This window comes from Sphaerochaeta sp. (genome assembly GCF_050256055.1).
Taxonomy (GTDB): Bacteria; Spirochaetota; Spirochaetia; order Sphaerochaetales; family Sphaerochaetaceae; genus Sphaerochaeta.
Genome location: NZ_JBFWIJ010000010.1, coordinates 38925 through 65389, shown reverse-complemented (window position 1 = coordinate 65389; position 26465 = coordinate 38925). Strand labels below are relative to the sequence as shown.

The following is a 26465-nucleotide window of genomic DNA, read 5'->3' as shown; positions in this document are numbered from 1 at the left end:
AAAGACGCCCTCGTCGAGAGCGCCTTTTACACGGTTACAGGAATGTCTTCAACAAGGCAAGATGTTTCTCGCCCTTTTCGATTTTCTCCTCGAATTCGGCTTTCTTCCCTTGCTCCTTCTCTATCGCCTCCGCTTTCGCATTGGCCAGGAACTTCTCATTTGAAAGCTTGGCAAGTACTCCTTCAAGACTCTTGTGGTTCTTCACCAATTCCGCTTGCATCTTGGCGATTTCTTTCTCCACATCGATTGCCTCACGGACAAACACAAAGATCTCATACCCGGTTCCCGCTACAGGGAATGCACCGTCGACATCCAAGGCATCGGTACCGTCCACCTCGAGGGAGGATGCGCCGACAAAGGAAGCGATCAACCCTTTCTGTTGCTCGAAGAAATCGAGTGCCGGGAAGTCGGCGTCACATTTGATGACCGCCCGTATCTTTCGTTCGATGGGAATTCCCAGATCCGAACGCAAGGCCCGGAGGGCGGTGACCGCTTCCTGCATCCGATCAACCAACGCGGCCTCATCGGCATGCGAACGATCATCGCGATATACGGGATACGGACTGTTGATCAACTGGTCCTGCACATTGGGAAGCTTTTGATAGATTTCCTCACTGATGAAGGAAGCGAACGGATGCATGAGCCGCATCGACTCGGCAAGCAAGTCAAGCAACAGGGTTATCTGCCGATTCTTTTCATCCGATCGTTCACTGTACAGCCCCTGCTTGGCGCTCTCAATGTACCAGTCACAGAAATCATTCCAGAAGAAATCATAGATGGCCTGTGCCCCATCATTGAACTTGTAGTTTTCCATCGCGGTTTTGAGTTTTTTGCTGGACTCATTGAGCTGGTGGTAAATCCATTTGTCCATGGTGGTCAGCTGCAACGAAGAAAGATCGAGCAACTCGGCACCTTCAAGGTTCATGAGCAGGAACCGGGCAGCATTCCATACCTTGTTCGCAAACCGGGAACCCAACTTGAAGGAATCCATGTCAATGAGGATATCCTGACCCTGGGTAGCCATATAGCAGAGGGTGAACTTCATGGCGTCGGCGCCATATTGGTCGACCACCTCAAGCGGATCGATGCCGTTTCCAAGGCTCTTGCTCATCTTTCGGCCTTGCTTGTCACGCACCAAACCGGTGATGTAGATGTCACGGAACGGTACTTCCCCAAGGAACTCCAACGATGCCATGATCATTCGGGATACCCAGAAGAAAATAATGTCGTATCCTGTGACCAAGGTATTGGTAGGGAAGTAGGTTGCGAGGTCAGGGGTCTTCTCCGGCCAACCCAGGGTGCTGAAGGGCCAAAGCCAGGAACTGAACCAGGTATCAAGTACATCGGTTTCTTGTTCAAGGTGGGAGGAACCGCATTTCGGACATACCGTGGGGTCTTCCCGAAGGACCAGTATCTCATGACAATCCTGGCATTCCCAGACCGGGATGCGATGGCCCCACCACAGTTGCCGGCTGATGCACCAGTCATGGATGTTCTCAAGCCAATGGATGTAGGTGTTTTCCCAACGTTTGGGATAAAACTGGATTTTTTCGTCTTTCCAAGCCTGCAGGGCTTTTTCCGCCATCCCCTGCATCCGAACGAACCATTGGTTGGAAAGATACGGTTCAATGACGGTATGGCAGCGGTAACAGTGGCCGACGTCATGGTTGTGCGCCACTTCCTTGACTAAATATCCCTGCTCCTTCAGATCGGCGACCACCGCACTGCGGCCGTCGAGGGCACTCAAGCCTCGGTATTTCTCAGGACACTGTTCATTGAGCGTTCCGTCAGGATTGAGCATATTCCGCTTTTCCAGATTATGCCGCATCCCGCACTGCCAGTCATTCGGATCATGGGCTGGGGTAATCTTCACCATGCCGGTTCCGAAGGTCATATCGACGAAACTGTCTGCAATGATGGGAATCTTACGATCGGTAAGCGGAAGGTCGAGCAGCTTGCCGACAAGATGGGTGTAGCGCTCGTCATCCGGATGCACCGCCACCGCGACGTCGCCGAACATCGTCTCAGGTCGAGTTGTTGCAACGGTGATATACCCGCTGCCATCACTATAAGGGTAGCGGACGTCATACAGAAAGCCGCTGAGCTCTTGATACTCCACTTCATCATCGGCCAAAGCCGTCCCGCATTTCGGACAATAATTGACTAGATATTCACCTTTGTAGATCAGGTTGCGTTCATACAAGGTGACGAAACTTTCCCGTACCGCACGGCTCAGCCCCTCGTCCATGGTGAATCGTTCATGGTCCCAATCACAACTGCAACCGATCTTCTGCAATTGCTGCTTGATGATGTCGTGATGTTTTTCCTTGACCTGCCACGTACGCTCCAAAAACCGGTCACGACCCAGGTCCTGGCGGCGAAGTCCTTCCTTCGCCAACTGGCGTTCCACTACATTCTGGGTGGCGATACCGGCATGGTCGGTTCCGGGAACCCACAAGGTCGGTCTTCCGCTCATCCTATAATAGCGGGTAAGCACATCCTGAAGCCCATTGTTCAAGGCATGTCCCATATGCAGGATCCCGGTTACGTTTGGAGGAGGCATGACTACAGTAAAAGGAGAAGCTTTGCCCTCACGGGGCTTGAACATTCCTGTATCCAACCATGCTTGATAAATGCGATCCTCAAACTCCTTGGGATCATAGGCCTTTGGCAACTCGACTGCCTTCACAATATGCCTCCTGCACGAAAAAAAGAGTCCCTCCATAGTAGCAAAATAGGAAAGGCTCTACAAGTGAATGCAGAGCCTTCCAACATGAGAGCGAGAGGAATTATCTCTTATTCGAGAGGAGTTACCGCCTTCACTTCCAGCTTCACCGCATACCCCATTGCGTCGAGATGCTGGACAATCTGCTCCAAACTGAACATGTCGAGGGAAGGTTTCTGAACATCGGTTACCTGCCGAATGTGAGCACTGTCGATGGGAGTTGCAACCCCGGGAAGGATTTCCTGTCCCCTCTGGGGTTGTGTCCCGAATACCATGAAGGCACCGATGAACACCACGACAAAGGCTGCCGCGGTGGTAATCAATGCAGGAACAAGTCTTACTTGTACCTTTTTGCGAAAAATATGCAATTTCTTGTTGGTGGAAGAAAATCGGTTCTTTTCAAAATAGGCAAGCACCCGATCCTGACGAACCTTGATGTCACTCATAGGCAGAGATGCATCACTGACCTTCTGATGCAACGAGCGTAATTGCTCAAGACGCTGTCGGCAGGCATTGCAATACCCGATATGCTCCTGCACCTGGGTATTCCACGGCTCCTGCAACTCACCGTCCAGATAAGTATTCAACAATTCGTCATCCACACACATCTGCTACTCCTGGCTGAGAATCGATTCGAGCATCTTTCTTGCCCGATAGACCCGCACCTTTACGTTACTTTCGGAAATGTGCAGCACCTGAGCGATCTGCTTGTAATCCATATCCGTATACTCTTTCATCACAATGACAAGTCGGAATTTTTCAGGAAGCTGGTCAATGGCATCCTGTACCAGTTTGCGAGTCTCCTTCTCCACCAGTACCTGCGCCCCGTCGTTGGTGTTCGCATGGTTGGAAGGCAGCTTCTTCAGCTTTTCCACCATACCCATTTCGCGGGCTTTGCGCTTCACTTGGTTGATGGCGAGATTCTTCGACACTCGGATCAACCAATATTTGGCATCATCGAGCGTGGCAAATTCCATCCCCTTGTCAAAGAACCTGATGAAAGCTTCCTGGCAGATTTCCTCAGCAAGATCCTGATTATTGGTCACGTGATACACCACGCGCATCAATACCGGGAATACCTGCTCATATACCTGCCTGAACGCTCGCTCATCGTTGCTCTGTATTTCCATAACGTTAACAACTCACCAGTAACCAAGTTACATCTTTTTTTCCAAAGAGCTCCCCGAAGGTGTGTCTTTGACAAGGTACCCCATAGCATCCAGTTCGGCTCGAAGTGTATCAGCCAACGGCCAGTTCCTGGCCTGCTTGGCTTCTGTGCGCCGAGCAAGCAAATCCAATGCCTCCTGGGGGAAAACTTCCGCTCTCACGGCGGCTATCCCGTCAAGACGAAGCCCGAAAATCCGGTCAAAAAAGAGGCAGAGCGAGTATTTTTCACTGGGATCGAGCGCTTCATCCTTCAAGACGCCCCAAAGGTCGGCCAAGGTGCGGGGGGTGCCCAGATCATTCTGGATATGCTCAAGGAATGCTGCCTTGTATGCCAAGGCTGCCGTACTGGTGAGCTCGATCTGCTTCGCACCCTGGGAAAGGAGATTCTGGATCCGCTCATATACATTCTTCCTTGCCGTCCGGGCGGTAGCCAATGACTCGAAGCTGAACTTCAATTGGCTTCGGTAATGTCCACCGAGGCAGAAATACCGGTAGTCCATCGGGTCGAATCCCTTGTCGATGAGCAGGCCCAGGGTTAAAAACTCCCCTTTGCTCTTACTCATCTTCCCCGTCTCATCCAGCAGGAATTCACCATGCAGCCAATAATTCACCCATTTCTTGCCGGTTGCGGCCTCGCTTTGGGCAATTTCATTCGTATGGTGCACGGGAATTGCATCGATACCGCCGCAATGGATATCAAACGACTCGCCCAGATAATGCATGCTCATAGCCGAACATTCGATGTGCCAGCCCGGAAAGCCTCTTCCCCATGGGGAGTCCCACATCATAGCCTGTTGGCCGTGTTTGCTCTTGGTGAACCAAAGCACAAAATCCTTGCTGTTCTTCTTGTTCCCGTCTTCCTCGACTTCCTCACGAACCGCGGTTTTGAGTGAATCCAGATTCAGCCGCGCCAGTTTGCCGTAATCATCGATGGAATCGATGCTGAAATATACGTTGCCTCCGCTGACATAGGTGTGCCCACCTGCCTCAAGGCGTTTGATCAAGTCGATCATCTGCTGGATATGGTCGGTGGCTTTGCAAACAACATTCGGCCGGATCATGTTCAGTGCATCATAATCCTTAAAGAACGCCTCGATGTAAAACCGGGCGATTTCCCAGACGCTCTCATGCGTCTTTTGTGCCATTCGCTCCAGCTTGTCTTCCCCGTCATCCCCGTCACCGGTCAAATGGCCGACATCAGTGATGTTCATCACATGGTTGACGGAAAACCCGCTGAGCAGCAGCGTTCGCTTAAGGAGATCCTCAAACAAGAACGTCCGGAGATTGCCGATATGGGCATAGTTATAGACAGTAGGCCCGCAAGAATACAAACCTACTTCAGTATCATGGATCGGCTGGAACACTTCCAGCTTTCTGCTCATTGTATTATAGAGAAGGACAGGCATTGAGCGCTCCTTTAGGTTGCCCACCCCAGAAAAAGGGGGTAAGATGTCTCCATGCCTACCAATGTACGCAATAGTGATGAAAAAATCAACCTTGACCAACTGCTCATCAGGCATCTTGACCTGAGCACTCACAGCGGTATCAGAACCGGCGGCAAAGCCGATCTTGCCGCCTACCCTTCCAATTTCGAGGAACTCAGGGCTCTGCTTGCCTTTGCAACCGAGCAGAACCTGCCGGTCACCGTCCTAGGGGGTGGAACCAACAGCCTAATCAGCGATGACGGCATCGCCGGCCTCACCATCCTGTGCAGCCATCTGACCCGTCGTCATGTGCAGGGAGAAATGTTCTGCGTGCGTTGCGGCCTCGCCTTGGACAAGGCCATCGATCTTGCCATAGAGGACGGACTCTCCGGCCTGGAGCTCTTGGGAGGAATTCCGGGAACCGTGGGAGGAGCCATCAGAGGCAACAGCGGTGCGAACAAGGTCCAGATAGCCGATGTACTCTATTATGTGGACTATATGACCTTTGACGGCAAGTTGCATCGGATGCAAACCCATCTGGATGAGTTCACCTACCGCCATTCGCCTTTTTCTGATCGGGACGACGTCATCATCTATGAGGCGGGATTCCGCCTGCTGCCGACTTTGCAGACCAGCGAAGCCCGCAAGCGTAAGGATGGGGCGAAGAAGGAACGAAAGAAAAGCGGCCAATATGATAATCCGAGCATCGGATGCATCTTCAAGAATCCACAAGGACAGCATGCCGGTTCCCTGATCGACAGTCTCAACCTCAAAGGATACACGGTCGGGGGCGCTCAAGTCTCCAATCGGCATGCCAATATGATCATCAACTCCAACGGCAAGGCGACCAGCACCGATGTGAAACTGCTCATCGATTACATCAAAGCGCAAGTCTTTGCACATACAAAAATCAGTCTGGAAGAGGAGATCAGGTATCTCGGCCGGTGGTGAGGGTATAGCGATATGCCAAGGAAGGGGTTTTCCCTTTTCGCATGGTCAACCGTACCTGAAAATTCGGCTTTCCCAGAAAGATCGTACCGCTCAGCTCATCTTTTCCCCAGGTAAGATGCGCTTGCTTGGTCGCACACACCAAAGCTAATTTTCCGGCTATCGTCCTCAACCCTATCTCAACCGAGTCAAACGAGGCGGTGATTGCACCATTGAAGGTCTGCTTTGCATCAGATTTGGTCCACGTAGTGAGGATTTCCCACGAGATCGCCCCTGTATACCGAAGATGGGACTCCCACTTGGATTGGGCTTGCTGCTTCTCACCGGCAAAAGCCGGCCGACTACCCAAAGCGGTGGTATAGGTGCTGCTGACCTGCCAACGACCGTCCTCATATTCCACGCCGAAGCCCGCGCTGCGCTCCCATATCCGACCACCCCACTCAGTCTCAGCGAGAAACGGTCCGATCCGAACGGAAAGTGCCGTATGGAGTCTGAAGGCACTCGAATCACCCCAAAGTCCATCGATGGCCAGATGAAAGGCTGGACGCGATTCTTCCCACCGGAAGAGAAGACTCCGGCCCGGCGACAATCGGTCCCAACGGGTATAGATTGTTTGCACGGCAAGCAACGGGGTAGAGAGATACCCAAGACTCAGACGGCCGTACGTCGACAGGAACATAAATCGGTCGTCCGGTCCGGTCCATGCACTGAAAGCTGAACTCCCACCGGAAAGTTCCAAACCTGACCATCGGCCGGAGGGAAGAAAAACAAAGCGTTCGCCCAATTCAGTTTGCAGTTTTTTGAGCCGGAAGGTTCCGATATCCACCCAAGCATCCTCAAATGTGAAGTGCAACGTTTTATCCTGCAACAAGGCAATGTCAGTGCTGATCCAAGTGTCTTCATCAGAGACGGTTGAGGAAAGTCTGTACCAAACAGGACCTTCAGCAGTCTCAAAGGTCAACGCTGATTGCGCAGAGAGAAGCACACCCTGCACACAGAGCAGCAGAACAGCCAATACCTTCATGATAGGATAAGAATTAGCTCATTGAAGTTTGCTTCATGTTGATTATTCCGACCAATAGTGGTTTAATGACGTGGAGCCTTTCTCCATCTTTACGCACGCATATTTTTACAAAGAATAGGAGTCTTTCATGGTAATTCTTACCCTGAACTGTGGCAGTTCGTCTGCCAAGTATCAAGTCTACGATTGGACCAACAAGGATATTCTTGCCGTCGGTGTCGTAGAACGCATCGGCCTGGAATATTCGACCATTGAACACAAAGCCAACGGCAAGGAGGAATATCATGCAGAATTTTCCTCCCCCACCCACAAGGAAGCCATCGAGTTGATCATACGCATGCTTCTTGACGATGAATACGGTGTCATCAAGAACCTCTCGGAAATCGGGGCGGTCGGACATCGGGTGCTGCATGGCGGAGAGGTCTTCAAGCAATCAGCTTTGGTCACCGATGAAGTCATTGAGCAATTAAAGAAGGTGATTCCCCTCGGACCACTGCACATGCCGGCCAACATCATGGGCATCGAAGCCGCACGCAAGGCCATGCCCGATGTTCCGCAGGCGATCATCCTTGACACTGCCTGGCACCAGACCATGCCCGAGGAAGCCTTCATGTATGCCGTCCCGTACGAATGGTACACCAAGTACAACGTCCGACGCTACGGGTTCCATGGAACCAGCCATCTGTACTGCGCAAAACGTGCAGCGGTACTGCTCGGCAAGGAGAATAAGGACACCAACGTCATCATCTGCCACATCGGCAACGGAGCTTCCGTCTGTGCAGTGAAAAACGGCGTATGCATCGACACCTCCATGGGGCTGACCCCGCTTGAAGGGTTGGTCATGGGATCACGATCCGGAGATATCGATCCTGCAATCATCCCCTACATGATGGAAAACACCGGGATGAGTGCCAAGGAGATGGATACGGCACTGAACAAGAAAAGCGGTTTGATCGGCCTTTGCGGCAAGAGTGACCGTCGAGATGTCCTGAAAGCCAGCCAGGAAGGGGACAGGAAAGCCAAGCTTGCCATCGACATGGAATGCCGGAGGATCAAGAAATACATCGGCGGTTACGCCACGCTGCTTGGCGGTACGTTGGATGCGATTGTATTCACTGCAGGCGTGGGAGAAATGGCGCGTCACATCCGACTTGGTTCCTGCGAAGGTCTTGAAGCCATCGGCGCAAAGCTCGATGCGCACAAGAATGAGGTTTGCTTCAGCCGCAACGGAGAATTCGAGATCAACACCGATGATTCCAAGGTAAAGATTTTCGTCATTCCCACCGATGAGGAACTGGTGATGACCGAAGATGCCTACGCTTTGATGAACGGTACCTACGATGTGCATACCAACTTCCATTACTCCTTCGAGGAAAAGGATTATGTAAACAAGGGAAGGGAACGGGATCTCAAGAAGAACCTGGAGAAAAACCCTGAGCTTGCGACCATCATGGTCAAAGTCCACTGATTCACAGTTGCTACTGCGCAGATATCTGGCGGGACGCTTTCGAGCGTCCCGATTTTATTATCCAACTATGAATAAAGTGTGAATTCCTTCCCCCCTCTCTTGCTTCAAGGCAGTGCTCTATACTACCGTTGGTGTATGAGTACTATCTTGGTAGTTGAAGACGATCTGGACATCCGGCAGTTGGAACGCTATGCCCTTTCCAACAATGGATATACCGTGCTTGAAGCTGAGCACGGCAGCAAGGCTTTGGAACTTCTTTCCTCCCATGAAGTGGATTTGGTGATCCTCGACATCATGATGCCGGTCATGGATGGACTGACCACCATCAAGGCGATCCGCTATTCTCTGGAATCGCAGGTCCCGATCATCGTGGTGTCTGCAAAAAGTGAAGAAAGCGATATCATCACTGCATTGGAGCTGGGAGCAGACGATTATTTAACCAAACCATTCAGCATGAACGTACTGAAAAGCAAGATACGCGCGGTACTGCGCCGCTTCACCGAAAAGCCGACCAGCAGCCAAGTCCACCAAGCAGGATTGTTCATGGATTTGAACAAGCATCAGTGCTTGATCGATGATGAGCAAGTGGAATTGACCGCCACGGAATTCGCACTCTTATATCTACTTGCTTCAAACCCCGAACAAGTTTTTACCAGAAACCAGATGATAACCCGAGTCAAAGGAAACGATTACCCTGTCACGGATCGTTCCATTGATGTGCAGATTGCTACGCTCCGAAAGAAATTGGGAAGCATAGGAACCCGGATCAAAACGGTCTGGGGAATCGGGTACACCTACAAGGAGTAACGAGGTGCGTACACGCCATTCACTGAAAACAAATTTGCTGCTCTCCAGTCTCATCATTGTCATCCTTGCCCTCTTGTCGAGCGGATTGCTCTCTCTGTTCAATTTCCGGAACTTTGAGATCAAACAGGAGGAGAACCGGCTCATCAACCATGCTTCCTATTTGCGTGACAAGCAATTGACCCAATCCGAACTTGCCGCCTACGCACAAGCTTTTTCCGTCAGGATCACCAATATCCGGGAAAACGGCGAGGTAAGCTATGATAGTGCGGTAAACCTTGATGCACTGGACAACCACCGCTACCGGGAAGAAGTCAAACAGGCTTTTGCACAAGGAATCGGAATGAGTATCCGTTCTTCCTCCCATATCGGGGAAACCTTGGTCTATGTAGCGGTTCGCACTGATGCCAACGACATCATCCGTGTCAGTCGATCCTTCTCCTTCATCCAGGCATGGACCAAGCAATACCTGGTGGAGATCATCTTTGCATTCGTAGCCCTGGCTATCCTTTCCGCATTGGTGGTAACCTTGAACATCCGGCACACCACCAAAGCCCTTACCATCCTCACCGACACTGCAGAACAATACAAGGCAGGCAATCTGTCACATCACAGCCGAATCATCTTCCCGGTTGAGTACGCATTGCTCTGCGACACGTTGAACAGCATGGCAACCCAACTGCAGGAACAATTCCAGGAATTGGCGGCGAGCAGTCTGGAATACCAGACCCTGCTCAATGCCATGCATGAAGGGGTGATCCTGTTGGATAAGAACCACGTCATCCAATTCTCGAACACCACCTTCGACACCATGTTCGCCGAACGCGAACAGGCAAAAGGCCACAAGTTTGAACACTTGATCGCAAGTGATGACATCCTCCCCGCAATCGATCAGGCCTTCAGGGGTATCGCAACCTCAGAGGATCTGTTCTATACCACCACCGAAGCGCACAGCAAAAAGCAATACCAGGTTCGACTCGCTCCGGTACTCAAGCACGGACAAGGGGTATACGCACTGGTTCTGACCTTCTTCGATATCACCAGAATCAGAAAGCTGGAAGATATCCGTAAGGATTTCGTTGCCAATGTGAGCCATGAATTGAAGACGCCGCTTACAGCGATTGCAGGGTTTGCAGAGCTAGCCAACCAAGAGGAAACGCCGGTCGAGGAAGTCAGGCAATTTGCCTCCATCATCTACAACAACACCAAGAGAATGCAGTCGCTCGTCGAGGACCTTTTGCTCCTCGCTTCCCTTGAGGACCATAAGCGGGAGGTTCCCTTGATGGCGTGCACCGTCAAGTCATTGCTGGACCAAGCCTACGATGCCTGCCGTCATGTCGCTGAAGCGAAGCAGATCCAAATCAGTTTGGCAGCCGAGCCGTCCCTATCCTGCAAGGTCAACGAAGGCTTGATCGTCCAGGCATTGATCAATCTGATGATGAACGCCCTGCAATACAGTGAAAACGGCACCCACATCACCGCCCGTGCGTACCAAGTGGGGAATAAGGTCAGCTTTTCCGTGCAGGATGAAGGATGCGGTATCGCCAAAGCAGATCAGGACCGGATTTTCGAACGGTTCTACCGGGTCGACAAAGCACGCAGCAGAAAGGAAGGTGGTACCGGCTTGGGCTTGTCCATCGTCAAGCACATCGCTTCCATCCACCACGGGACAGTGGGTGTGACCAGCACTCCCGGGCAGGGTTCCACGTTCGTACTGACCATCCTTCAATGAATTGAGGAGAGCAATCGATACAGCTGGGCCAAAAAGCTCGTATCCTGCTCATTGAACAGGGGAAGTTCTGGGTCTTTTGGGTCCGCTTCATCCATAAGGAGGACTTTTTTGCTGTCTTGCTCCAGCTTCAGGGCTGCGTCCCAATCCTGCATGCCTGCTTTCCTCTCCAAAACCTGGCCGGCAAGCTGTTGTGACCGGTTCCCGATGTCCTTGATCCGCTGCAGTTCCTTTGCTTGATAGGCGAACAATTCGAGCTGTTGAGCTACGGTCATCTCGGTAGGCGGAAAGCATACCGAACGTAGTACCAATGCGGCGAACCGCGCCATAGGCTCTCCTCGCTCGATCCCTGCACGTTCCCAGATGGCGTAGTCCAGTTCGGCATCCTTGATGGTGATGCGTTGTTCACCCAGCGTATGGAGCGCCAAGGTCGCCAAGGGACTTGAGGGAAGCAACGCCACAGAATCATCAGGAAGCAAGGAGAAGAACTTCTTCTGCCCCGATGCCGTATCCACCCGACCATGGTAATACCTTGGTTGTTTTCCCGCTTTGTTCAAGATGCACATGCTGTACCGCTGTGCCTGAATATCCATTCCCACTACTGATACCAACTTTTGTTCCATACCCTCGAGCATGACATACATTGAGGGAAAAACCAGTGCATAAAGAAATCCTGTGGTTGCAAAGCACCATGGGTGGTGATACATTGCTTCTATGGTCGACCTCATCAGCGCCTTGCTTGCAGAATTTTCCGGATATGAACAGTGCATCAGCATTACCGGAAGCGGGGGAAAGACCACTGCCCTCATTGCCCTTGCTGCGGCCTATGCCGAGACAGGCAAGCGTGTTTTGGTCTCCACCACCACCAAGCTTGAACTCCCGGAACAGAGGGCATATGGGTGCGACCGATATGTTTTCGACGGTTCGGTGCTGGAGTACCGTCCGCTGGCGGGACAACGTGTGTTTTATGCGTTGCAAGGAACACACAAAGCCCTGGCCCCTCCGATTGATGAACTACAGCGTTTGCTCCAATTCTATGATGTTCTGTTGTTGGAAGCTGACGGAGCTTTGCATAAGCAACTCAAACTGCACACCGAACGCGACCCGGTCGTCCCGTATTTCACCACTGCCACCTTGGCTGTGGTCGGCTTTGGGGCGATGGGGAAAAGCCTTCGGCAAACCTGTTATGGATGCGAATCGCTTGTTGATGGGACGGTTGATTGGCAGACCTATCGAATGCTGCTCACCCATCCCCAAGGAATTACCAAGAACATGAAAGGGAAAAAAGTCATTCTCTGCAATGAAGCCCAAAACACCGACGCAAGTGATATCCAGGCCTTGAGCCATGCCTGCGCCGACCTCCCGCTTTGGTTCGGATCACTCTCGACCAATGCACTCTTACAAAGGAACAAGGTATGAAAGAAGCCGTATTTTCACGCGCTGTGACGTTGAGCGAACAGCTCATTCCCTTCATTCTGGTTACGATTCTCAAGACCGAGGGATCGACCAGCCGTAACCAGGGCTACATGCTTGTCGAGTCGGATGGTCGGATGAGCGGCACAATCGGAGGGGGTGCACTCGAGGCCTATGCCCAGAGCCAAGCCATCGATCTGCTCAGTGGTGAAGAAACCTACCGGCACCTACAGTTCCGTGTCGATCAAGGGGCCATCCGGGATGCGGGGACCGTATATATGTATTTGCTCAAGTGCAATACCGAAGCAACCAGAGCCGCCTTCCCTTCTCTCTTGCTCTGGCAAAAACAGGATCGCTTCCATGTCCTGGGCATACAAATTCTGCCTGAACCGGCATTGTTGGGACTCTGCGAGGGAGGAGCCACCATCGGAGCTGTGCATCCGCGTTTCTTATCAGAGGCAAAGGAAGTGCTAATGACCCATACCTATCGATACATCGAGGATCCTGCATGGACTTGCCTTCTCAGTCTTCCTCTCAACGCGCATACATTGGTGTTGGTAGGAGGAGGACATGTCAACCAAGCAATAGCAGAATTGGCCTATTTTCTGGGCATTCCCTACCAAGTGGTGGAAACCCGTATAGAATTCGCCACGATACAACGCTTTCCCCATGCGCGTGCCTTGGTTGTCGAACCGACGCTTGCTGAAGCCCTGGCCCAGGTAGAGACAAACGCTCGTACGGCGGTCATCATCGCTTCCCATGCATTCAACGAAGAAACTGCCCGGGCCTTGCTAAGGCGGGACATTCCGTATCTAGGTGTCCTGGGTTCCCGTCACAAGGCTAAGCAGCTGTTGACCAAACTGCAGCTTTCTCGCACCGACCTCAAGCGCTTATATTGCCCGATCGGTTTGGATTTGGGGACGGAAACTCCACAGGAAATAGCACTCTCGGTGCTTAGCGAAGTCATGAAAGTCTTCAACCACCGCTCCGGTTCCAGTCTGAAGCACCAAGCACGTCAATTGGTGGTGGTTCGCGGTGGCGGGGATCTTGCAACCGGGGTCATCCTCCGTCTCCACAGAGGCGGATATCGTGTCATCGTTCTGGAAGTGGAGCAGCCGACGGTCATCCGTACCACCGTAAGTTTCGCACAAGCCATGTTCACCAAAACGACCTCGGTGGAAGGCGTAGAAGCAAAAAAATGCACAGACATCAATGAAGCCTTCGATGCATTGGAAAACGGAATCATTCCCCTCCTGAGTGATCCAAACGGAGAAAGCATACAGGCGATCAATCCGATCTGCGTGGTGGATGCCATCATGGCAAAGCGGAATCTGGGGACACGGATTGATGATGCACCCTTGGTCATTGCGCTCGGTCCCGGATTCGAGGCGGGAACGGATTGCGACTTGGTCATCGAGACCATGCGGGGACACAGTCTGGCTAGAATCCTGCACCAGGGCTCTGCACGACCCAATACCGGTGTTCCGGGTCTCATTGAGGGATTCGGAGAAGAGCGTGTGCTGCACAGCAGTCAGGAGGGAATCTTCAATTCCCCGCACAAAGTGGGTGATCTGGTCAAGAAGGGGGATGTCATCGCTACCGTCGGAGACTCGCAGGTGGTCGCTGAAATCGACGGCAAGCTGCGTGGATTGCTCAATAGCGGTTTGTATGTGAGCAGCCATTTCAAAATTGCCGATATCGACCCCAGGGGAGAAAAAGCAGACCATACAACCGTCAGCGAAAAGGCCATGGCGATCGGCGGTTCGGTTTTAGAGGCGATCGACGGATTCGTGCGTTTTGCCTAATCCATTAGTTTTTCAATAGCGTAATGGATTTTTCCTTTTTGGTACGCTACACTCAAATCATGCACATCGGCCTATGTGCAAATTCCATCAAGGAGTAGAGCATGCATGCAAAATCCTATTACACTAGTCTGATAGATACCCTGCACCAAGGGGATGTACAACGAAGAACCGTTCTCAGTGGGCCGAATCTGGGAGCCGAGGCTTTGTTTGTGGAGGATCGTTTGATTGCCTCCCTACCGGAAGTCGAGCAAGACTGGCAGGACGAGCAACTCTTGCGCGAGCATTTGTCCTGTGCTGTGGAACTGGTAGTCTTCGGTGGTGGACATGTCGCATTGGAGCTTTATCGGCTTGCCACGGTGATGGGATACCATCTGACCATTGTTGATGAGCGAGAGGAATACTGCAATTCGGATCGTTTTCCCCAGGCCAAGTGTCTCTGCCAGATGTTTGAGACCGTATTCAAGGAAGATCACCCATGGATCCGTCCCTATTTTGTCATCATCACCCGGGGTCATAGTTTCGACCAAGTGTGTCTGGAGCATTGTCTGAGACTCCCCCACTCCTACATCGGCATGATCGGAAGCAGGGCGAAAGTCTCCAAAACCTTTGCAGCAATGCAAGAAAAAGGGTTTACGAAAGCAGAACTGAGCGAGGTTTGCGCCCCCATCGGGTTGGACATCAATGCCGTCACCGCCATGGAGATCGCCCTTTCCATCCTCGCTCAGATCGTGCAATACAGCAGGGCGGGAGTGCAAACGGTACAGCTGGACTCCCAACTTCTGCAACGCCAGACACTCAGCGAATCCTATATTGTCGCACGTGTCGTGGAAAAGCATGGATCCTCGCCATGCGAGGTAGGCTTTCAGCTGGCCATGTTCGAGGACGGTACGTTCAGCGGAACCGTCGGTGGAGGAGAAATGGAAGCAAGGGTGCTGTCCGAAACCGATGCCATGCTGAAAAACGATGCAATCGAGAACCACATGACCACCTTCATTCTGGACAAGGAAAAAGCCGGTGCCCTGGGTATGATCTGTGGAGGTCAGGCAACGGTGTTGTTTCAGCGCAGGTGATATCCATCACCCACCATCTCATAGGCAAACAGCTGGCGGGCTTCCTGGGCATGGAAGGTAAAGTCCCAACAACCCATCCGGTGCAACAAATCACCACCGAATCCCTTCTTGAAGGTATACAGGCCCTGCATCGGATGATTTTTGTGTAAAGAAGGGGAAACACCGAACAGGTCATATTCCCGACAACCCCACTGCTTCGCCAGTTGGATGGCCTTCCATTGCAGCGCATAGGTGCTCATGGTATTGCGTAACGCAGAGGATGATGCGCCGTACAGGTAGGTGGCGCGTTGCGAGGAACGGCTGAGAAACATTGAACTGAGGGGACGGCTCTCGAAGTAAGCCATCAGCAAGGTTACCCCGGCATGCTCATCCTCCGGTCCGAACAACGCCTCGAAAAATGAACGGTCATGCAATTGGATATGATTACGCTCGCATGTTTCTTCATACAGCGCATAAAAAACATCCAACTGGTCGTGACCGACCTGTCTGACCTCAACGCCTTTGCGTAACGCCAGATTGATGTTGTATCGCGTCTTATGATGCATGTTGGCAAGAATATCCTCTTCACTGCCGCTAAGATCGATGAACATGGTGTCACTGGGCAGTTGATTGGATACGGAACGGCTGAGTGACCGGCTCTGGGTACCCCAATTCAACCGGATATTCTGCAATTCGACGGAAAGTTCATCATCATCCCAAACAGTTTCCCAAGGCAGATCGTACCGAAGGAGGATGCAATGGGAAGGAAGCCTCTTTTGCACATGCAAGGAGAGCTCCTCCAGAAACGGTCCCATATTCTGCTGGTCAGGATGGAGAAGCGGACCATAGGGAACATAGCCGATGGTATGTTCCCTATTGATCGGAATAAGCTGTACAAGCATATCGTCAAGCAAGAATGACGAGGTTGCTCCCCGCTGTACATCAGCTTGACGGACTTTGATGTCAAAGGCTTTGGTCTCGTAGCCTTGATTCTGTTTGACTTGCGACCAAAAGAAGGATTGGTGCAAGAGCGGGGTATCAAAAAGGTTTGCAGGATCTTTTTCCTGCACACTGAGGTTCATCGCAAACTCCCGACAGGTATGGTTTCAAAACCATACCATGAAACGGGTTTCTTTGAAAGGGCCTCAGTTCAGCTTGGGTCTGACGCCTTCTACCGTGTAGACCATCCACTCGCAGATGTTGGTGATATGGTCGCCCAATCGTTCCATTTCCTTGGTCAGGTAGTAGCATGCATAGAAAGCCCTGCGCTCCGATTCATCAGAAGCGGGGGTGCGCCCCAAGAGATCATTGATCAGGTATCGTTTTGCATCGATGTCGTCGTCCATCTTTGCGACGACCCGTGCGGGATCGCTCTGCCCCTCATCCAAAGTCTTTTGTACCATCTTGATCATCTGCACCGCTGAGCTTGCCATTTCACAGACCAAGGTGATAATCGTATCCACCTCTTTGGTGTGGATCAACGAAGCACCCACATGGGCAAGATGACTCGCATAATCCCCCATCCGTTCAATCTCACCGGTAATTTTCAGACCGGCGACAGCCTGTCGCAAATAATGAGCATACGGCGCCTCGGTGACGAGGATCATCACCCCGTCATGTTCGGCCATATCTCGAAGCCGATTGATGCTGATGTCGTGCTGCACGATGTTTGCAGCCAATTCCTGGTCACGATTTTCGACAGCCTGTATGCTGAGCAGCAAGGCCTGTTCCACTTCCTTGAGCATGCGGATCAACAAATCCTTGTATAAATCCAGTTTCTCTTCCAATCTGCTGTGCATGGTGTGTTCCTCCTTCTTGGTATGCATCAACCGAACCGACCGTTGATATACTGTTCGGTTCTTGTGTCCTTCGGGTTGAAGAATACTTCCTGTGTCTTCCCCGACTCCACCAGATATCCCCTTCGCTCGGCATCCACCAGGAAAAATGCCACGTCATCGCTGACACGGGAAGCCTGCTGCATGTTGTGGGTCACCACAATGATGGTATATCGCTCTTTGAGCTCAACCATCAACTCTTCAATTTTTGCCGTAGATATGGGATCGAGTGCACTGGTCGGTTCATCCATGAGGATTACCTCCGGATTACTCGCCAAGGTCCTGGCAAGACACAACCGTTGCTGCTGTCCTCCAGAGAGGGAGAGCGCACTGGCTTTCAATCTATCTTTCACATCGTCGAAGAGTGCACTCTGACGCAGACTCTCCTCTACGAGGTCGGCAAGCTGGGCACGGGTATGGCGCTTGAGCAACCGCGGACCGTAGGCGACGTTATCGAAAATACTCATCGGAAACGGATTCGGTTTTTGGAATACCATACCCACCCGCCTGCGCAGTTCCATGGCATCGTAATCAGTATGCAGGTCCTTTCCTTCAAAGCGGACGCTGCCGGTTATCTTCACGCCTTCGATGATTTCATTCATTCGGTTCAGCACCCTTAGGAAGGTTGATTTTCCACATCCTGAAGGCCCGATGAAGGCGGTGATCTTTTTTTCCTCTATTGAGAGGTTCACGTCTTTGAGCGCCTGTTTGTCCCCATAGAACAAATCCAGATGCTCGACTTCAAACAAACTCATCTTTTCTCCTTCCTGGACAATACTTTCGCCACCATATTGGTAAACAGCACCACGATCATCAGGATCAAGGAGGCGGCGAAGGCTCCTTCCAATCCTTTTCCCTCAACGACCAGCAGGTAAATATGCATGGAGAGCGATCGAGCCGGGCTGAGCAGGGTATGGGCTACGTCCGTTCCGCTTCCAATGGTATACAACAAGGCTGCTGTTTCACCGGCGGCACGTCCGATTGCCAAAATCAGGCCCGATACAATTCCGTCTCGAGCCGATGGCAGGCAAATCTTGCCGATCGTCTCGATCTTCGTTGCCCCGAGGGCGATCGAACCGTCAATGATGGAACGGTCGACCTGCTTCAAGGCTTCCTGGCTGGTCCGCACGATCGTCGGAATGATCATGAGTCCGACGGTCAGACTGCCGCTGGCCAAGGAAAAACTCCACCCGAGGAATTGGACGAAGATCAACATTCCGAACAAACCGTAGATGATCGAAGGTACTGAAGCCAGCAGATCTACGGCACTTTGGATGATCATACGCATCCGCCCTTGTTTGGCGTATTCGACCAAGTAGATTGCCGTCCCGATTCCGATAGGGGTTGCCAGCAGGGCGGAGAGTAGAATCATCAGCAGGGTGTTGATGATGATGGTTCCCACCCCTCCGTAGCGTCCCCCTTGGACGGAGGGAGCGAAAATGTATTTCCAGCTCAAATTGGCAACGGTATGCTGCAAGCGCACCTGCAGCGTTGCTGCATCCGAAGCATCTACATTGTCATATACCCGATACGCCCCATCCTGAGAGGTAACTGCCTGGGAGGAAGCCACTGCATGTGCCTGCAAATCCGGTCCTCCGATCTGGCTCCAATTCGTTACGCTGCCCCCCAGCAATGCAGAAAGCTGCTCTTCAGAGAGAATCGAAAGCTTTTTGTTGTTGTACAAGGCAGTAACCGAAGGATTGACCTGAACAACCGTATTGCGTACCCCGATCGGCTTGAAACCGGAAGGTTTCGCGGCTGCGGGATCGGTGAACACATAAATCCCTGCTTTGGACGACAGCTTTTCACCAGGGGTGTAGAGAGTCGTATTCTCTTTGATCGTCGCCGCATCGAGAGCAAGCGAGGAAGACAGGGCATCGACAATCGAGCTTTGCACATATACGGTCACCGGATCGTCATATCCGCTGAGGGTGCGCATCCGGTACAGGTTTCCTTCAAGCAGGTCCTGCAACTGTTTCCGATCCAAGGAAGCAGGTTGCGAGGCTCCCGAATAGACCCGGAAGGGTGCATGTTCTGTCGGAAGATATGCACTGACGGTGACATCCGTGCGGACAAGCCCCCTGAATACCAAGTACCCAAGAAGCAGAGCCATCAACAGGATGGTAGAAAAGGAAAGGACTTTGATCACCAGCAAGGCGATCGCATTATGTTGTTTCCGTCGATCAACCATGGTGTGCCTCTTTTCCGATGCGCATAACCAGAAGGTTGAGCGCTAACACGCAGATGAACAGTACGATGGACGTGGCGAAGAGTGCATTGAGGTGCACGCCCTCCGCATAGCTCATATCTGTGACGATATTCATGGTAAGCGTCCTGCCTTGGTCGGCAAGACTTCCGGGGAAGAGGGGCGAATTTCCGCCGACCAACAGGACTGCGGTTGTTTCTCCCATCGCCCTTCCCAATCCCATGACCATTGCCGTGACCAAGCCGCTGCGGGCTGCAGGAAGCAGTGCGGTGCGGATCATCTGGAACGTGGTGGCTCCCATGGCCAGGCTCGCCCACTTCAAGTCTTCGCTGACCGCACGTATGGCGACCTCACTCACACTGATGATAGTGGGAAGGATCATGACCGAGAGGATGATCGCACAGGCAAGCAAGCTGTATCCCGAACCACCGAAGAGCGAGCGTATCAGCGGCACCACCGTGACCATTCCGACCAACCCGAAGATGATCGAGGGAATGGAAGCGAGCAATTCAACCGAGGTTCTGATCAGATTCGCCAACGCTCCCTTTGCAAACAACGCCAAATAGATGGCTGTGCACAGGGAGATGGGAAGCGCCAATACCAGGGAGAGCAAAGTCACCACGGCCGTATTGAAGAAGAACGTGAGAATGCCATAGGTAGGAACGGCATCGGTCGGTCCCCAATGGGTTGAAAACAAAAACTGGACCAGACTCACATCCTTGAAGAGCGGCAGTCCTTCTGAGAGGATGAACCCTCCCAGAAGGATGATCGAGAGACTGCAAACGATGGCGCTGATGAAGATCAATCGGCGCGCGAATGTATCAAAGAGTATTCGCATCACTCTGCCTTACAGCCGTACGTATCCAGATTCGCTGACCAATGCCTGTCCTTCCTTGGAAAGGACGAAGTCCACGAATCGCTTTTCAACGGTCCCTTCCTTCAGAGTCCCGTCGCTGACCAAGTACAGGCTGCGGCTGATCGGATAGGAATTGTCGCGTACCGTTTTCTCCGAAGGCAGAATCTTGTCGATCGAAAGGATCGTACCGCCTTGTTCGGTAACCAGGTGGTTGAAGGCCATCCCGATATATCCGATGGAATCGGCGGTGGAGGCAATCTTGGCTGCCAGCTCCCCGTTCTCGCGGGCTACGATGGCATCCTTGCTCCCACTCTTCTTATGGGCATCCAACACGATTTCCTTGAAGGATCCATAGGTACCGCTGCTCTCATCACGTACGATGAGGATGATTGGACGATCGGGTCCCCCGACTTCCTTCCAATTCTTGATTTCTCCACTGAAGATCGCCGCCAATTCATTCATGCTGAGATTGGAAATGCCGACTGAAGCATTCACGGCGACGCTGATCGCATCAAGCCCGATGGTGGTGGGAATCAAACCGGCTTCGAGTTCAGAACTCTTCAGTTCACGGCTTGAGCCGGCCAACGTGAGGGTTTTATCCATCAACGCCTTGATACCCACCGAGGAACCAAGGGTCTCATAACTCAGTTTGACATCTGCATTCTTTTCCTGGAACGCCTCGATGGCGGCCAACGCAACCGGAGCAACCGTGGAGGAACCTCCGAAGGTAGCACTCGTGATTTGTTTGGTTTCCTTGTTTCCCGTAGCCCAAAGAGCGGATGCAAGCACCAGTACCGAAAGCATGATAAGAAGTTTTTTCATAGATTTTTTTTCTCCTTGAGCGCATCATCAGATCAAGGTGCGAGAAGAACTTCAAAAAACTGTGAAAAAAGTGTGAATCTCTCTTTCTTCTTTTCATCTTCCTCAGTACTGTAGAGAAAGAAGGAGTGCCTATGGCAAAAAAACTAGCTCTGTATAGATGTCCTGTCTGTCATTCGCTCTCTGAGCTCATCGACAGTGGGAATCACACGTTTTCCTGTTGTGGACAACCGATGCAACAACTTTCAGTCAAATCAGATGCAGAAACCGATGTATATCATCTTCCCGTACTCACCCATCGAAACGGTCTGTTGTATGTGGAAGTCGGAAGCAAACCGCATCCACAAAGCGAGGAGCATCATATCAGCTGCATTTTCTTCGTCACCAAACAGACGGTCCGTAGAAGCGACATCCGTAAGGAAAGCCCTGCCACCGCCGTCTTCACCGATAAGGAACATGGAGATGTCTATGCCTACTGCAATGTCCACGGATTGTTCAAAACCTCATTCTAAATATTTGCTGGTCGTCATCGATATGCAAAAGGACTTTGTCACCGGCTCTCTCGGTACCAAGGAGGCTGTTTCCATCGTTGAATCGGTGGTACGCAAGGTACAAGACCATTCAGGTTTGCTTGCCTACACGCTTGACACCCATGATGAGAACTACCTGCAAAGCAGGGAAGGAATGTTGCTTCCTGTTGTACATTGCATCAAAGGAGAGTCGGGGCATGAACTGGTTGATGAACTGAAACAACCACTGCAAGGCGCTCTCGTTTTTGAGAAACCGACCTTCGCCTCGGTTGCCCTCGCATCCTGGATAGCTTCCCAGCAAGATTTGGAGGAAGTTGAATTGGTCGGTGTCTGTACCGATATCTGCGTGGTCTCGAATGCACTCATGATCAAGGCGATGCGTCCGGAGTTGGTGATCAGGGTGGATGCTGCCTGCTGTGCCGGTTCCACCGTCAGAAGGCATGAAGCCGCTTTGGAAACCCTGCGGTCCTGTCAAATCGAAGTATTTTAGTAGCTTTCCCGGTATTCCGATAGACAAAGTCCAGTTCCGCCTTGTAGGATACGTCATACAGACATCCTAGAAGGAGGCTGCTCATGGAACAGTCCTTATCGTATGTTCTGGTAACACCCTACACCGTTGCAAAAAGCAGAACCGGTGGCGTGTTGTCCAGACTTCTCTCCCGCATTTCCTTGGAATTGGTGGGTGCTCAGATGATCGCAATGGATCAGAGCCTCGCAGAGGAATATGCCGACATCATCAGAACCCGTACAAAGGTGGAAGGTCAGAAAATCTCTGAACTCCTCGCGTCCTATATCGAACAGAGCATGGGCCCTTCCGGGGGCATACGGCATCGTTCGTTGCTCTTGCTGTTCAAAGGCGAGAACCCCTCTGAGCAACTTGCTTCAGTCGTTGGAGCGTTCCAGAAGGAAACAGGAAGCGTAGAAACGGTCACCGGGGAATCAATCAGAGATACCTATGCCGATCTGATCTTCAGCGATGAAAGCCAGAACGAAGTACACTACTTTGAACCGGCGGTCATCACCGCCCAGACACAGGCGGAGGCTGACAGCACCCTTGCCTTGTTTGCTTCCTGGCTTCCCGGTCAGAGCAATCTCATTGTCAACCGACCTCCTGAGTATTACCAGAACACTGAACGGACACTGGTCATCATCAAGCCGGACAACTGGAGATATGCCTCAAGCCGCCCGGGTATGATCATCGACATGTTCAGCAGAAGCGGGTTGCGTATTGTTGCCATCAAGGTGCTGAAAATGTCCGTTGAGCAGGCGCTCAATTTCTACGGCCCGACCAAGGATGGGTTGAAGGCGAAACTGGCACCCATCTACGGCATGCAGGCCCGTGAATTGCTGGAGAATGAATTCAACGTCCACCTTGACAACAAGTTGCAGGATATCCTTACCGAAAGTTTCGGGGACATGTATTCCGAGGACCAGTTCGAACGGATCGTCGAATTCATGGCAGGCATCAAACCCAGCGACTGCAAGGCTGAGGATTTGGATAAACCCGGTTTGGTCAAGTGCATGGTGCTGGTTTATGAAGGCAAGGACGCCGTCCAGAAGATTAGAACCATTCTTGGCGCCACCGACCCGAATAAAGCCACTGCCGGTACCATCCGCAGGGAGTTCGGCTCCAACATCCGCGTCAACGCCGCCCACGCTTCCGATTCCACAGAAAATGCGAAACGCGAAATGGGCATCCTCAAGGCGGAGGAAAATTTCTGCTCCACCTTGCTCACCGATTATCTTGCTTCCCAAGCAACCGCTTCTCGCCCGTCAACGACCTGAGATGAGTGGCATCCTGGGTGACCTCCATGGTTCCCAGATAGACTCCATCCGTACTACGCACTGCGTAGTACTGGATGTGGACGAAGGTCCCTTTCATAACCAAAAAGAACTCAGCCGAATCCTCCCTCCCCTCCTTGAAGGAGTCGAGGATGGCTTGGACGGTGGCCACGCTCTTCGGCGGATGGCAATTCTGGACCAGCCTACCGATTACCTCCGGGCTTCTGGGAAAAATACGATGCGGTGGGTCGGAGTAGAACTTCACCCGATCATCGGATCCGATGAACGCAATATCAAAGGGAAGTACGGAGAAAATACGCTCCAGTTCCTCATGGCTCAAGAAGCCGGTTTTCGAGACGAACCCTCCGAAATCAGAAGAGGAAACTGATTGATCCATTGCGGGTGCATGCTGCAGTGCACGATAAGCGACCGGATAGAGGATATAGTGCTCCCGGTAACGCAGGATCTCCACATTGGTATAAAACCGACCGAATACCGTGAAGAATGATTGCGCTGAAGTTCCCTCGAAGGCTGTCACCTGTTTCTGGAAATCCAATACGTTGTCTTGGATCAACCACATCAATTTCACGCAGGCATGCTGCTCGCTCGCTCGCTCGAAGCGTGGGAACAATTCATTCTGCAGCCTACGATAATGCTCTTTGAGTAATGTCAAACCCGCCACTTTTTTCTGAATTGCGGAAACAGGGAGCGGCTGGGTTTTGCTCAGCATCTGCAGTTCTTGCATGACCGTTGCAATCCGCTGGTTCTCCTCCTGCAGGGATGCAAACAGCGAGGAAGACGGATACTCGGGAAGTGAATAGCTCTCCAGGCCCTTTCCAACCGAACGGATGAATCGAGCAACGCTGATCTGCATCGAGGCGAGATCATCACAATCACAGAGCAACGCATCAAGTACTCGATTGACTTCATGAGGTGTGGCAGTGGAAAGCACCGCTTGGTAGGATTCGTAGATTTCCTTCTTCGTTTGTCCCTGCAACAGTACGGCAAGGTACGCTTTCAGGTGTTTCTCTCGTTCGTCGGCATTGTGCAGTAGTTCCATATGTTCGCTCCTGAAAGCAAGTGTGAAACAAGTCGATCATGCTTGCAAGAGCCAATTACAGAAAAACAGGAGGAGAAACACTTTCGAATATGACCATATGGGATTATGCTTTTTCTTAGAGTCACAAATGGTACCATATCAAGGTATCCAAAGGGGGTGAACGTGAATAAACAGGGAGTATGGGTATGCGTGTTCGCTTTGATTCTTTCGTTGGTCGGATGCACATCCGGATCCTTCGAATTGGGAGCGGGAGGTCCCAACCTCTCCTTGGAATACTCAAGCGAGGCGGCGAACCAACCGAAGGAGGAAGCACAGCCGGAAAGTACACAACCGACAGCAAAAGGTACGCTTCCCTCGCAGGATGCCTGGGAACAGACGGCCGGTGATTATTCGAACGTTTTGGGTGATCGTATCACCATCGTTCTGCCACCGAACGGCTATGCTTCCTCCCTCTGGGGTGTAGGCATCTATACCACCGACAGTTCCATTGGAAGTGCAGCGGTACAGATGGGATTGATCAGTTTCGAGCAAGGGGGCGAAGTTACCATCCAAATTACGGAAGGCCGACCCTATTATGGAGGCCTGTTGGTCAACGATGTAGCATCGACGCCGTATGACAGTTGGCCGTTGAGTTTCCAGTTCGTCGGCAAGAACGGAACCTTGTTGGACAGCACCGCTCTGCAACCGATTCCGATCAATTACCTGACTACTGTGGTGGCGTTGGGATTGACCAGCGGACAATCGCTGCAGGTAGCCCTCCCTGCGGGAGGTTCCAGTCGGGACGTATGGGGAAGCAATCCCTATTCCAATGACAGCAGCATCGGCAGTGCTGCCGTGCATGCAGGTTTGATCACCTTCGCCCAAGGAGGCGTGGTAACCGTAAAACAATTGGGAAAGATGGATGCCTTCCTGGGTTCCGAGGCCAATGGAGTGGAGACCTACGACTATGAAGGGGCTCTTGAAGCCTTCACCTTCCGTAAATGATGTCATTTCACTTTGAGGGCCGTTCAAACGACCCTCTTCTCTTGTATGAAGCACAACCACGTTGTAGAGTCGCAGGTAAGGAGTCAACTATGAAACTGCATCCCAAAGCAATTCGGTTTGCGCTTGCATTCTTTCCCATTGGCTTGGTATGTGCCCTCTACCTTTCACTTTCGAACATCAATGCGCTGAAGCAAGCCGGGATGGACATGGCTCCCTGGTTGCTCATTCTACTCTCCATCGTACAAATCGGCGTCGTATATTCGGTCGTACTGGCCTATTTCGGGTATTTGCTCAGTGAGCGGGTGCATGTATACAAACCGTTTCATTTTGAGAAACACGATATCATCGTCGCGCTGACCGTCGGTCTGGTCTGTGCCGTCATCATGGCAAGTGATTACTATGTGTTCGCCCCGTACATTCCACAGGTGCAGCAAGCATATGAAAACGCCCCATTCAATCCAGTTTCGTTATTGTTCGCCATGCTGTACGGCGGCATCCTCGAAGAGATTATGCTCAGGCTTTTCTTTTTATCCCTACTGGTATTCATCCTCGACCTGCTGTTCAGACGGACCAAACGCAATCTTCCGATCACCCCGATTTTCTATGTCACTGCCAATATCCTCGCAGCCGCCTTTTTTGCGCTCGGTCATCTGCCGGCGACCAAGGCTGCGTTCGGATCTCTGACCGGGTTGCTCATCCTCCGTTCGTTCGTGCTCAACGGGGTGTTGGGGTATCTTTTCGGGATGCTCTACATCAAGAAAGGTCTCCACTATGCAATGGTGGCCCACGCATCGACCCACCTGTTCAACCAGGTCATTCTCTATTTGTTGATACTCTAGC

At 51.9% G+C, this 26465-nt stretch carries 25 protein-coding genes; 12 read left to right on the top strand and 13 right to left on the bottom strand.

All coding sequences use genetic code 11. From position 1 onward, the window contains the following. Positions 1-34: 34 nt before the first annotated feature. The 4 genes from AB7C91_RS05885 to cysS form a co-directional block, all read right to left on the bottom strand. Positions 35-2689 (bottom strand): valine--tRNA ligase, encoded by a 2655-nt coding sequence (locus AB7C91_RS05885; protein ID WP_428589847.1) that lies wholly within the window; start codon positions 2687-2689, stop codon positions 35-37. A gap of 107 nt (positions 2690-2796) precedes the next feature. Further along, a complete protein-coding gene (locus tag AB7C91_RS05880; RefSeq protein ID WP_332447871.1) occupies positions 2797-3333 on the bottom strand; it encodes a hypothetical protein in 537 nt (178 codons plus the stop codon). Positions 3334-3336: 3 nt separating this feature from the next. Then, positions 3337-3855 carry an RNA polymerase sigma factor gene (locus tag AB7C91_RS05875; protein WP_332447872.1) on the bottom strand — a complete coding sequence of 173 codons (519 nt, stop codon included), beginning with the start codon at positions 3853-3855 and terminating at the stop codon, positions 3337-3339. A 27-nt stretch (positions 3856-3882) separates the two neighbouring features. After that, a complete protein-coding gene (gene cysS / locus AB7C91_RS05870) occupies positions 3883-5298 on the bottom strand; it encodes a cysteine--tRNA ligase (protein WP_428589843.1) in 1416 nt (471 codons plus the stop codon). Positions 5299-5349: 51 nt separating this feature from the next. On the opposite strand from cysS, the gene murB reads away from it, so the two are divergent. Next, positions 5350-6267 carry a UDP-N-acetylmuramate dehydrogenase gene (gene murB, locus AB7C91_RS05865; protein WP_332447874.1) on the top strand — a complete coding sequence of 306 codons (918 nt, stop codon included), beginning with the start codon at positions 5350-5352 and terminating at the stop codon, positions 6265-6267. Here murB and AB7C91_RS05860 read toward each other — a convergent pair. After that, the gene (locus AB7C91_RS05860; RefSeq protein WP_428589839.1) at positions 6245-7288 is read right to left on the bottom strand and encodes a hypothetical protein; all 1044 of its coding nucleotides are present in this window, start codon (positions 7286-7288) and stop codon (positions 6245-6247) included. The genes murB and AB7C91_RS05860 overlap by 23 nt on opposite strands. A gap of 127 nt (positions 7289-7415) precedes the next feature. On the opposite strand from AB7C91_RS05860, the gene AB7C91_RS05855 reads away from it, so the two are divergent. From AB7C91_RS05855 to AB7C91_RS05845, 3 genes are all read left to right on the top strand, one after another. Continuing rightward, positions 7416-8753, top strand: a complete 1338-nt coding sequence (locus AB7C91_RS05855) for an acetate kinase (protein ID WP_332447876.1) — start codon at positions 7416-7418, stop codon at positions 8751-8753. Positions 8754-8888: 135 nt separating this feature from the next. After that, on the top strand, positions 8889-9560 hold the full coding sequence (locus tag AB7C91_RS05850) for a response regulator transcription factor (protein ID WP_428589836.1): 672 nt from the start codon (positions 8889-8891) through the stop codon (positions 9558-9560). 4 nt (positions 9561-9564) lie between these two features. Beyond that, positions 9565-11289, top strand: a complete 1725-nt coding sequence (locus AB7C91_RS05845) for a HAMP domain-containing sensor histidine kinase (protein WP_332447878.1) — start codon at positions 9565-9567, stop codon at positions 11287-11289. Here the strand turns inward: AB7C91_RS05845 and AB7C91_RS05840 are convergent. Continuing rightward, entirely contained in the window at positions 11283-11909 is a 627-nt protein-coding gene (locus tag AB7C91_RS05840; RefSeq protein WP_332447879.1) for a hypothetical protein, read from the bottom strand. The genes AB7C91_RS05845 and AB7C91_RS05840 overlap by 7 nt on opposite strands. Positions 11910-12000: 91 nt before the next feature. On the opposite strand from AB7C91_RS05840, the gene yqeC reads away from it, so the two are divergent. The 3 genes from yqeC to AB7C91_RS05825 all read left to right on the top strand — a co-directional run bounded on the left by yqeC (position 12001) and on the right by AB7C91_RS05825 (position 15574). Continuing rightward, positions 12001-12705: a selenium cofactor biosynthesis protein YqeC gene (gene yqeC, locus AB7C91_RS05835; protein ID WP_332447880.1), complete on the top strand. Its 705-nt coding sequence runs from the start codon at positions 12001-12003 to the stop codon at positions 12703-12705. Then, positions 12702-14504, top strand: coding sequence for a selenium-dependent molybdenum cofactor biosynthesis protein YqeB (gene yqeB, locus AB7C91_RS05830; RefSeq protein ID WP_332447881.1), 1803 nt, complete (start codon positions 12702-12704; stop codon positions 14502-14504). The genes yqeC and yqeB overlap by 4 nt, the downstream gene beginning before the upstream one ends. A 101-nt stretch (positions 14505-14605) precedes the next feature. After that, the gene (locus tag AB7C91_RS05825) at positions 14606-15574 is read left to right on the top strand and encodes an XdhC family protein (protein WP_428589831.1); all 969 of its coding nucleotides are present in this window, start codon (positions 14606-14608) and stop codon (positions 15572-15574) included. Here the strand turns inward: AB7C91_RS05825 and AB7C91_RS05820 are convergent. The 6 genes from AB7C91_RS05820 to AB7C91_RS05795 form a co-directional block, all read right to left on the bottom strand. Beyond that, entirely contained in the window at positions 15562-16635 is a 1074-nt protein-coding gene (locus AB7C91_RS05820; RefSeq protein WP_428589828.1) for a lipid II:glycine glycyltransferase FemX, read from the bottom strand. The genes AB7C91_RS05825 and AB7C91_RS05820 overlap by 13 nt on opposite strands. A 63-nt stretch (positions 16636-16698) precedes the next feature. Further along, positions 16699-17352, bottom strand: a complete 654-nt coding sequence (gene phoU / locus AB7C91_RS05815) for a phosphate signaling complex protein PhoU (protein WP_428589825.1) — start codon at positions 17350-17352, stop codon at positions 16699-16701. A gap of 26 nt (positions 17353-17378) precedes the next feature. Then, positions 17379-18143 (bottom strand): phosphate ABC transporter ATP-binding protein PstB, encoded by a 765-nt coding sequence (gene pstB, locus AB7C91_RS05810; RefSeq protein WP_332447885.1) that lies wholly within the window; start codon positions 18141-18143, stop codon positions 17379-17381. Further along, positions 18140-19579: a phosphate ABC transporter permease PstA gene (gene pstA, locus AB7C91_RS05805; RefSeq protein ID WP_428589821.1), complete on the bottom strand. Its 1440-nt coding sequence runs from the start codon at positions 19577-19579 to the stop codon at positions 18140-18142. Before pstA ends, pstB begins: the two co-directional genes overlap by 4 nt. After that, complete coding sequence (gene pstC / locus AB7C91_RS05800) at positions 19572-20432, bottom strand: phosphate ABC transporter permease subunit PstC (RefSeq protein ID WP_332447887.1); 861 nt, start codon at positions 20430-20432, stop codon at positions 19572-19574. The genes pstA and pstC overlap by 8 nt, the downstream gene beginning before the upstream one ends. Before the next feature lie 9 nt (positions 20433-20441). Further along, complete coding sequence (locus AB7C91_RS05795) at positions 20442-21272, bottom strand: phosphate ABC transporter substrate-binding protein (protein ID WP_332447888.1); 831 nt, start codon at positions 21270-21272, stop codon at positions 20442-20444. 131 nt (positions 21273-21403) lie between these two features. Here AB7C91_RS05795 and AB7C91_RS05790 point away from each other — a divergent pair, with 131 nt between their 5' ends. The 3 genes from AB7C91_RS05790 to AB7C91_RS05780 all read left to right on the top strand — a co-directional run bounded on the left by AB7C91_RS05790 (position 21404) and on the right by AB7C91_RS05780 (position 23584). Next, positions 21404-21781: a desulfoferrodoxin family protein gene (locus AB7C91_RS05790; RefSeq protein ID WP_332447889.1), complete on the top strand. Its 378-nt coding sequence runs from the start codon at positions 21404-21406 to the stop codon at positions 21779-21781. 4 nt (positions 21782-21785) lie between these two features. Further along, positions 21786-22289 carry an isochorismatase family cysteine hydrolase gene (locus AB7C91_RS05785; RefSeq protein WP_332447890.1) on the top strand — a complete coding sequence of 168 codons (504 nt, stop codon included), beginning with the start codon at positions 21786-21788 and terminating at the stop codon, positions 22287-22289. Positions 22290-22372: 83 nt separating this feature from the next. Continuing rightward, on the top strand, positions 22373-23584 hold the full coding sequence (locus AB7C91_RS05780) for a nucleoside-diphosphate kinase (protein WP_332447891.1): 1212 nt from the start codon (positions 22373-22375) through the stop codon (positions 23582-23584). Here the strand turns inward: AB7C91_RS05780 and AB7C91_RS05775 are convergent. Further along, positions 23532-24641, bottom strand: coding sequence for a PAS domain-containing protein (locus AB7C91_RS05775; RefSeq protein ID WP_428589815.1), 1110 nt, complete (start codon positions 24639-24641; stop codon positions 23532-23534). The two genes, AB7C91_RS05780 and AB7C91_RS05775, sit on opposite strands and share 53 nt — an antisense overlap. Before the next feature lie 162 nt (positions 24642-24803). Here AB7C91_RS05775 and AB7C91_RS05770 point away from each other — a divergent pair, with 162 nt between their 5' ends. After that, entirely contained in the window at positions 24804-25625 is an 822-nt protein-coding gene (locus AB7C91_RS05770; RefSeq protein ID WP_332447893.1) for an LCCL domain-containing protein, read from the top strand. Between the two features lie 89 nt (positions 25626-25714). Further along, positions 25715-26464 carry a CPBP family glutamic-type intramembrane protease gene (locus tag AB7C91_RS05765; protein ID WP_428589812.1) on the top strand — a complete coding sequence of 250 codons (750 nt, stop codon included), beginning with the start codon at positions 25715-25717 and terminating at the stop codon, positions 26462-26464. Position 26465 lies beyond the last annotated feature (1 nt).

What these genes read in the sequence shown, in the direction of transcription:
- AB7C91_RS05880 (WP_332447871.1), bottom strand. Translation starts at nt 3,333, where the DNA reads ATGTGTGTGGATGACGAATTGTTGAATACTTATCTGGACGGTGAGTTG.
- AB7C91_RS05875 (WP_332447872.1), bottom strand. Translation starts at nt 3,855, where the DNA reads ATGGAAATACAGAGCAACGATGAGCGAGCGTTCAGGCAGGTATATGAG.
- cysS (WP_428589843.1), bottom strand. Translation starts at nt 5,298, where the DNA reads ATGCCTGTCCTTCTCTATAATACAATGAGCAGAAAGCTGGAAGTGTTC.
- murB (WP_332447874.1), top strand. Translation starts at nt 5,350, where the DNA reads ATGCCTACCAATGTACGCAATAGTGATGAAAAAATCAACCTTGACCAA.
- AB7C91_RS05860 (WP_428589839.1), bottom strand. Translation starts at nt 7,288, where the DNA reads ATGAAGGTATTGGCTGTTCTGCTGCTCTGTGTGCAGGGTGTGCTTCTC.
- AB7C91_RS05855 (WP_332447876.1), top strand. Translation starts at nt 7,416, where the DNA reads ATGGTAATTCTTACCCTGAACTGTGGCAGTTCGTCTGCCAAGTATCAA.
- AB7C91_RS05850 (WP_428589836.1), top strand. Translation starts at nt 8,889, where the DNA reads ATGAGTACTATCTTGGTAGTTGAAGACGATCTGGACATCCGGCAGTTG.
- AB7C91_RS05840 (WP_332447879.1), bottom strand. Translation starts at nt 11,909, where the DNA reads ATGGAACAAAAGTTGGTATCAGTAGTGGGAATGGATATTCAGGCACAG.
- yqeC (WP_332447880.1), top strand. Translation starts at nt 12,001, where the DNA reads ATGGTCGACCTCATCAGCGCCTTGCTTGCAGAATTTTCCGGATATGAA.
- yqeB (WP_332447881.1), top strand. Translation starts at nt 12,702, where the DNA reads ATGAAAGAAGCCGTATTTTCACGCGCTGTGACGTTGAGCGAACAGCTC.
- AB7C91_RS05825 (WP_428589831.1), top strand. Translation starts at nt 14,606, where the DNA reads ATGCATGCAAAATCCTATTACACTAGTCTGATAGATACCCTGCACCAA.
- AB7C91_RS05820 (WP_428589828.1), bottom strand. Translation starts at nt 16,635, where the DNA reads ATGAACCTCAGTGTGCAGGAAAAAGATCCTGCAAACCTTTTTGATACC.
- phoU (WP_428589825.1), bottom strand. Translation starts at nt 17,352, where the DNA reads ATGCACAGCAGATTGGAAGAGAAACTGGATTTATACAAGGATTTGTTG.
- pstB (WP_332447885.1), bottom strand. Translation starts at nt 18,143, where the DNA reads ATGAGTTTGTTTGAAGTCGAGCATCTGGATTTGTTCTATGGGGACAAA.
- pstA (WP_428589821.1), bottom strand. Translation starts at nt 19,579, where the DNA reads ATGGTTGATCGACGGAAACAACATAATGCGATCGCCTTGCTGGTGATC.
- pstC (WP_332447887.1), bottom strand. Translation starts at nt 20,432, where the DNA reads ATGCGAATACTCTTTGATACATTCGCGCGCCGATTGATCTTCATCAGC.
- AB7C91_RS05795 (WP_332447888.1), bottom strand. Translation starts at nt 21,272, where the DNA reads ATGAAAAAACTTCTTATCATGCTTTCGGTACTGGTGCTTGCATCCGCT.
- AB7C91_RS05790 (WP_332447889.1), top strand. Translation starts at nt 21,404, where the DNA reads ATGGCAAAAAAACTAGCTCTGTATAGATGTCCTGTCTGTCATTCGCTC.
- AB7C91_RS05780 (WP_332447891.1), top strand. Translation starts at nt 22,373, where the DNA reads ATGGAACAGTCCTTATCGTATGTTCTGGTAACACCCTACACCGTTGCA.
- AB7C91_RS05775 (WP_428589815.1), bottom strand. Translation starts at nt 24,641, where the DNA reads ATGGAACTACTGCACAATGCCGACGAACGAGAGAAACACCTGAAAGCG.
- AB7C91_RS05765 (WP_428589812.1), top strand. Translation starts at nt 25,715, where the DNA reads ATGAAACTGCATCCCAAAGCAATTCGGTTTGCGCTTGCATTCTTTCCC.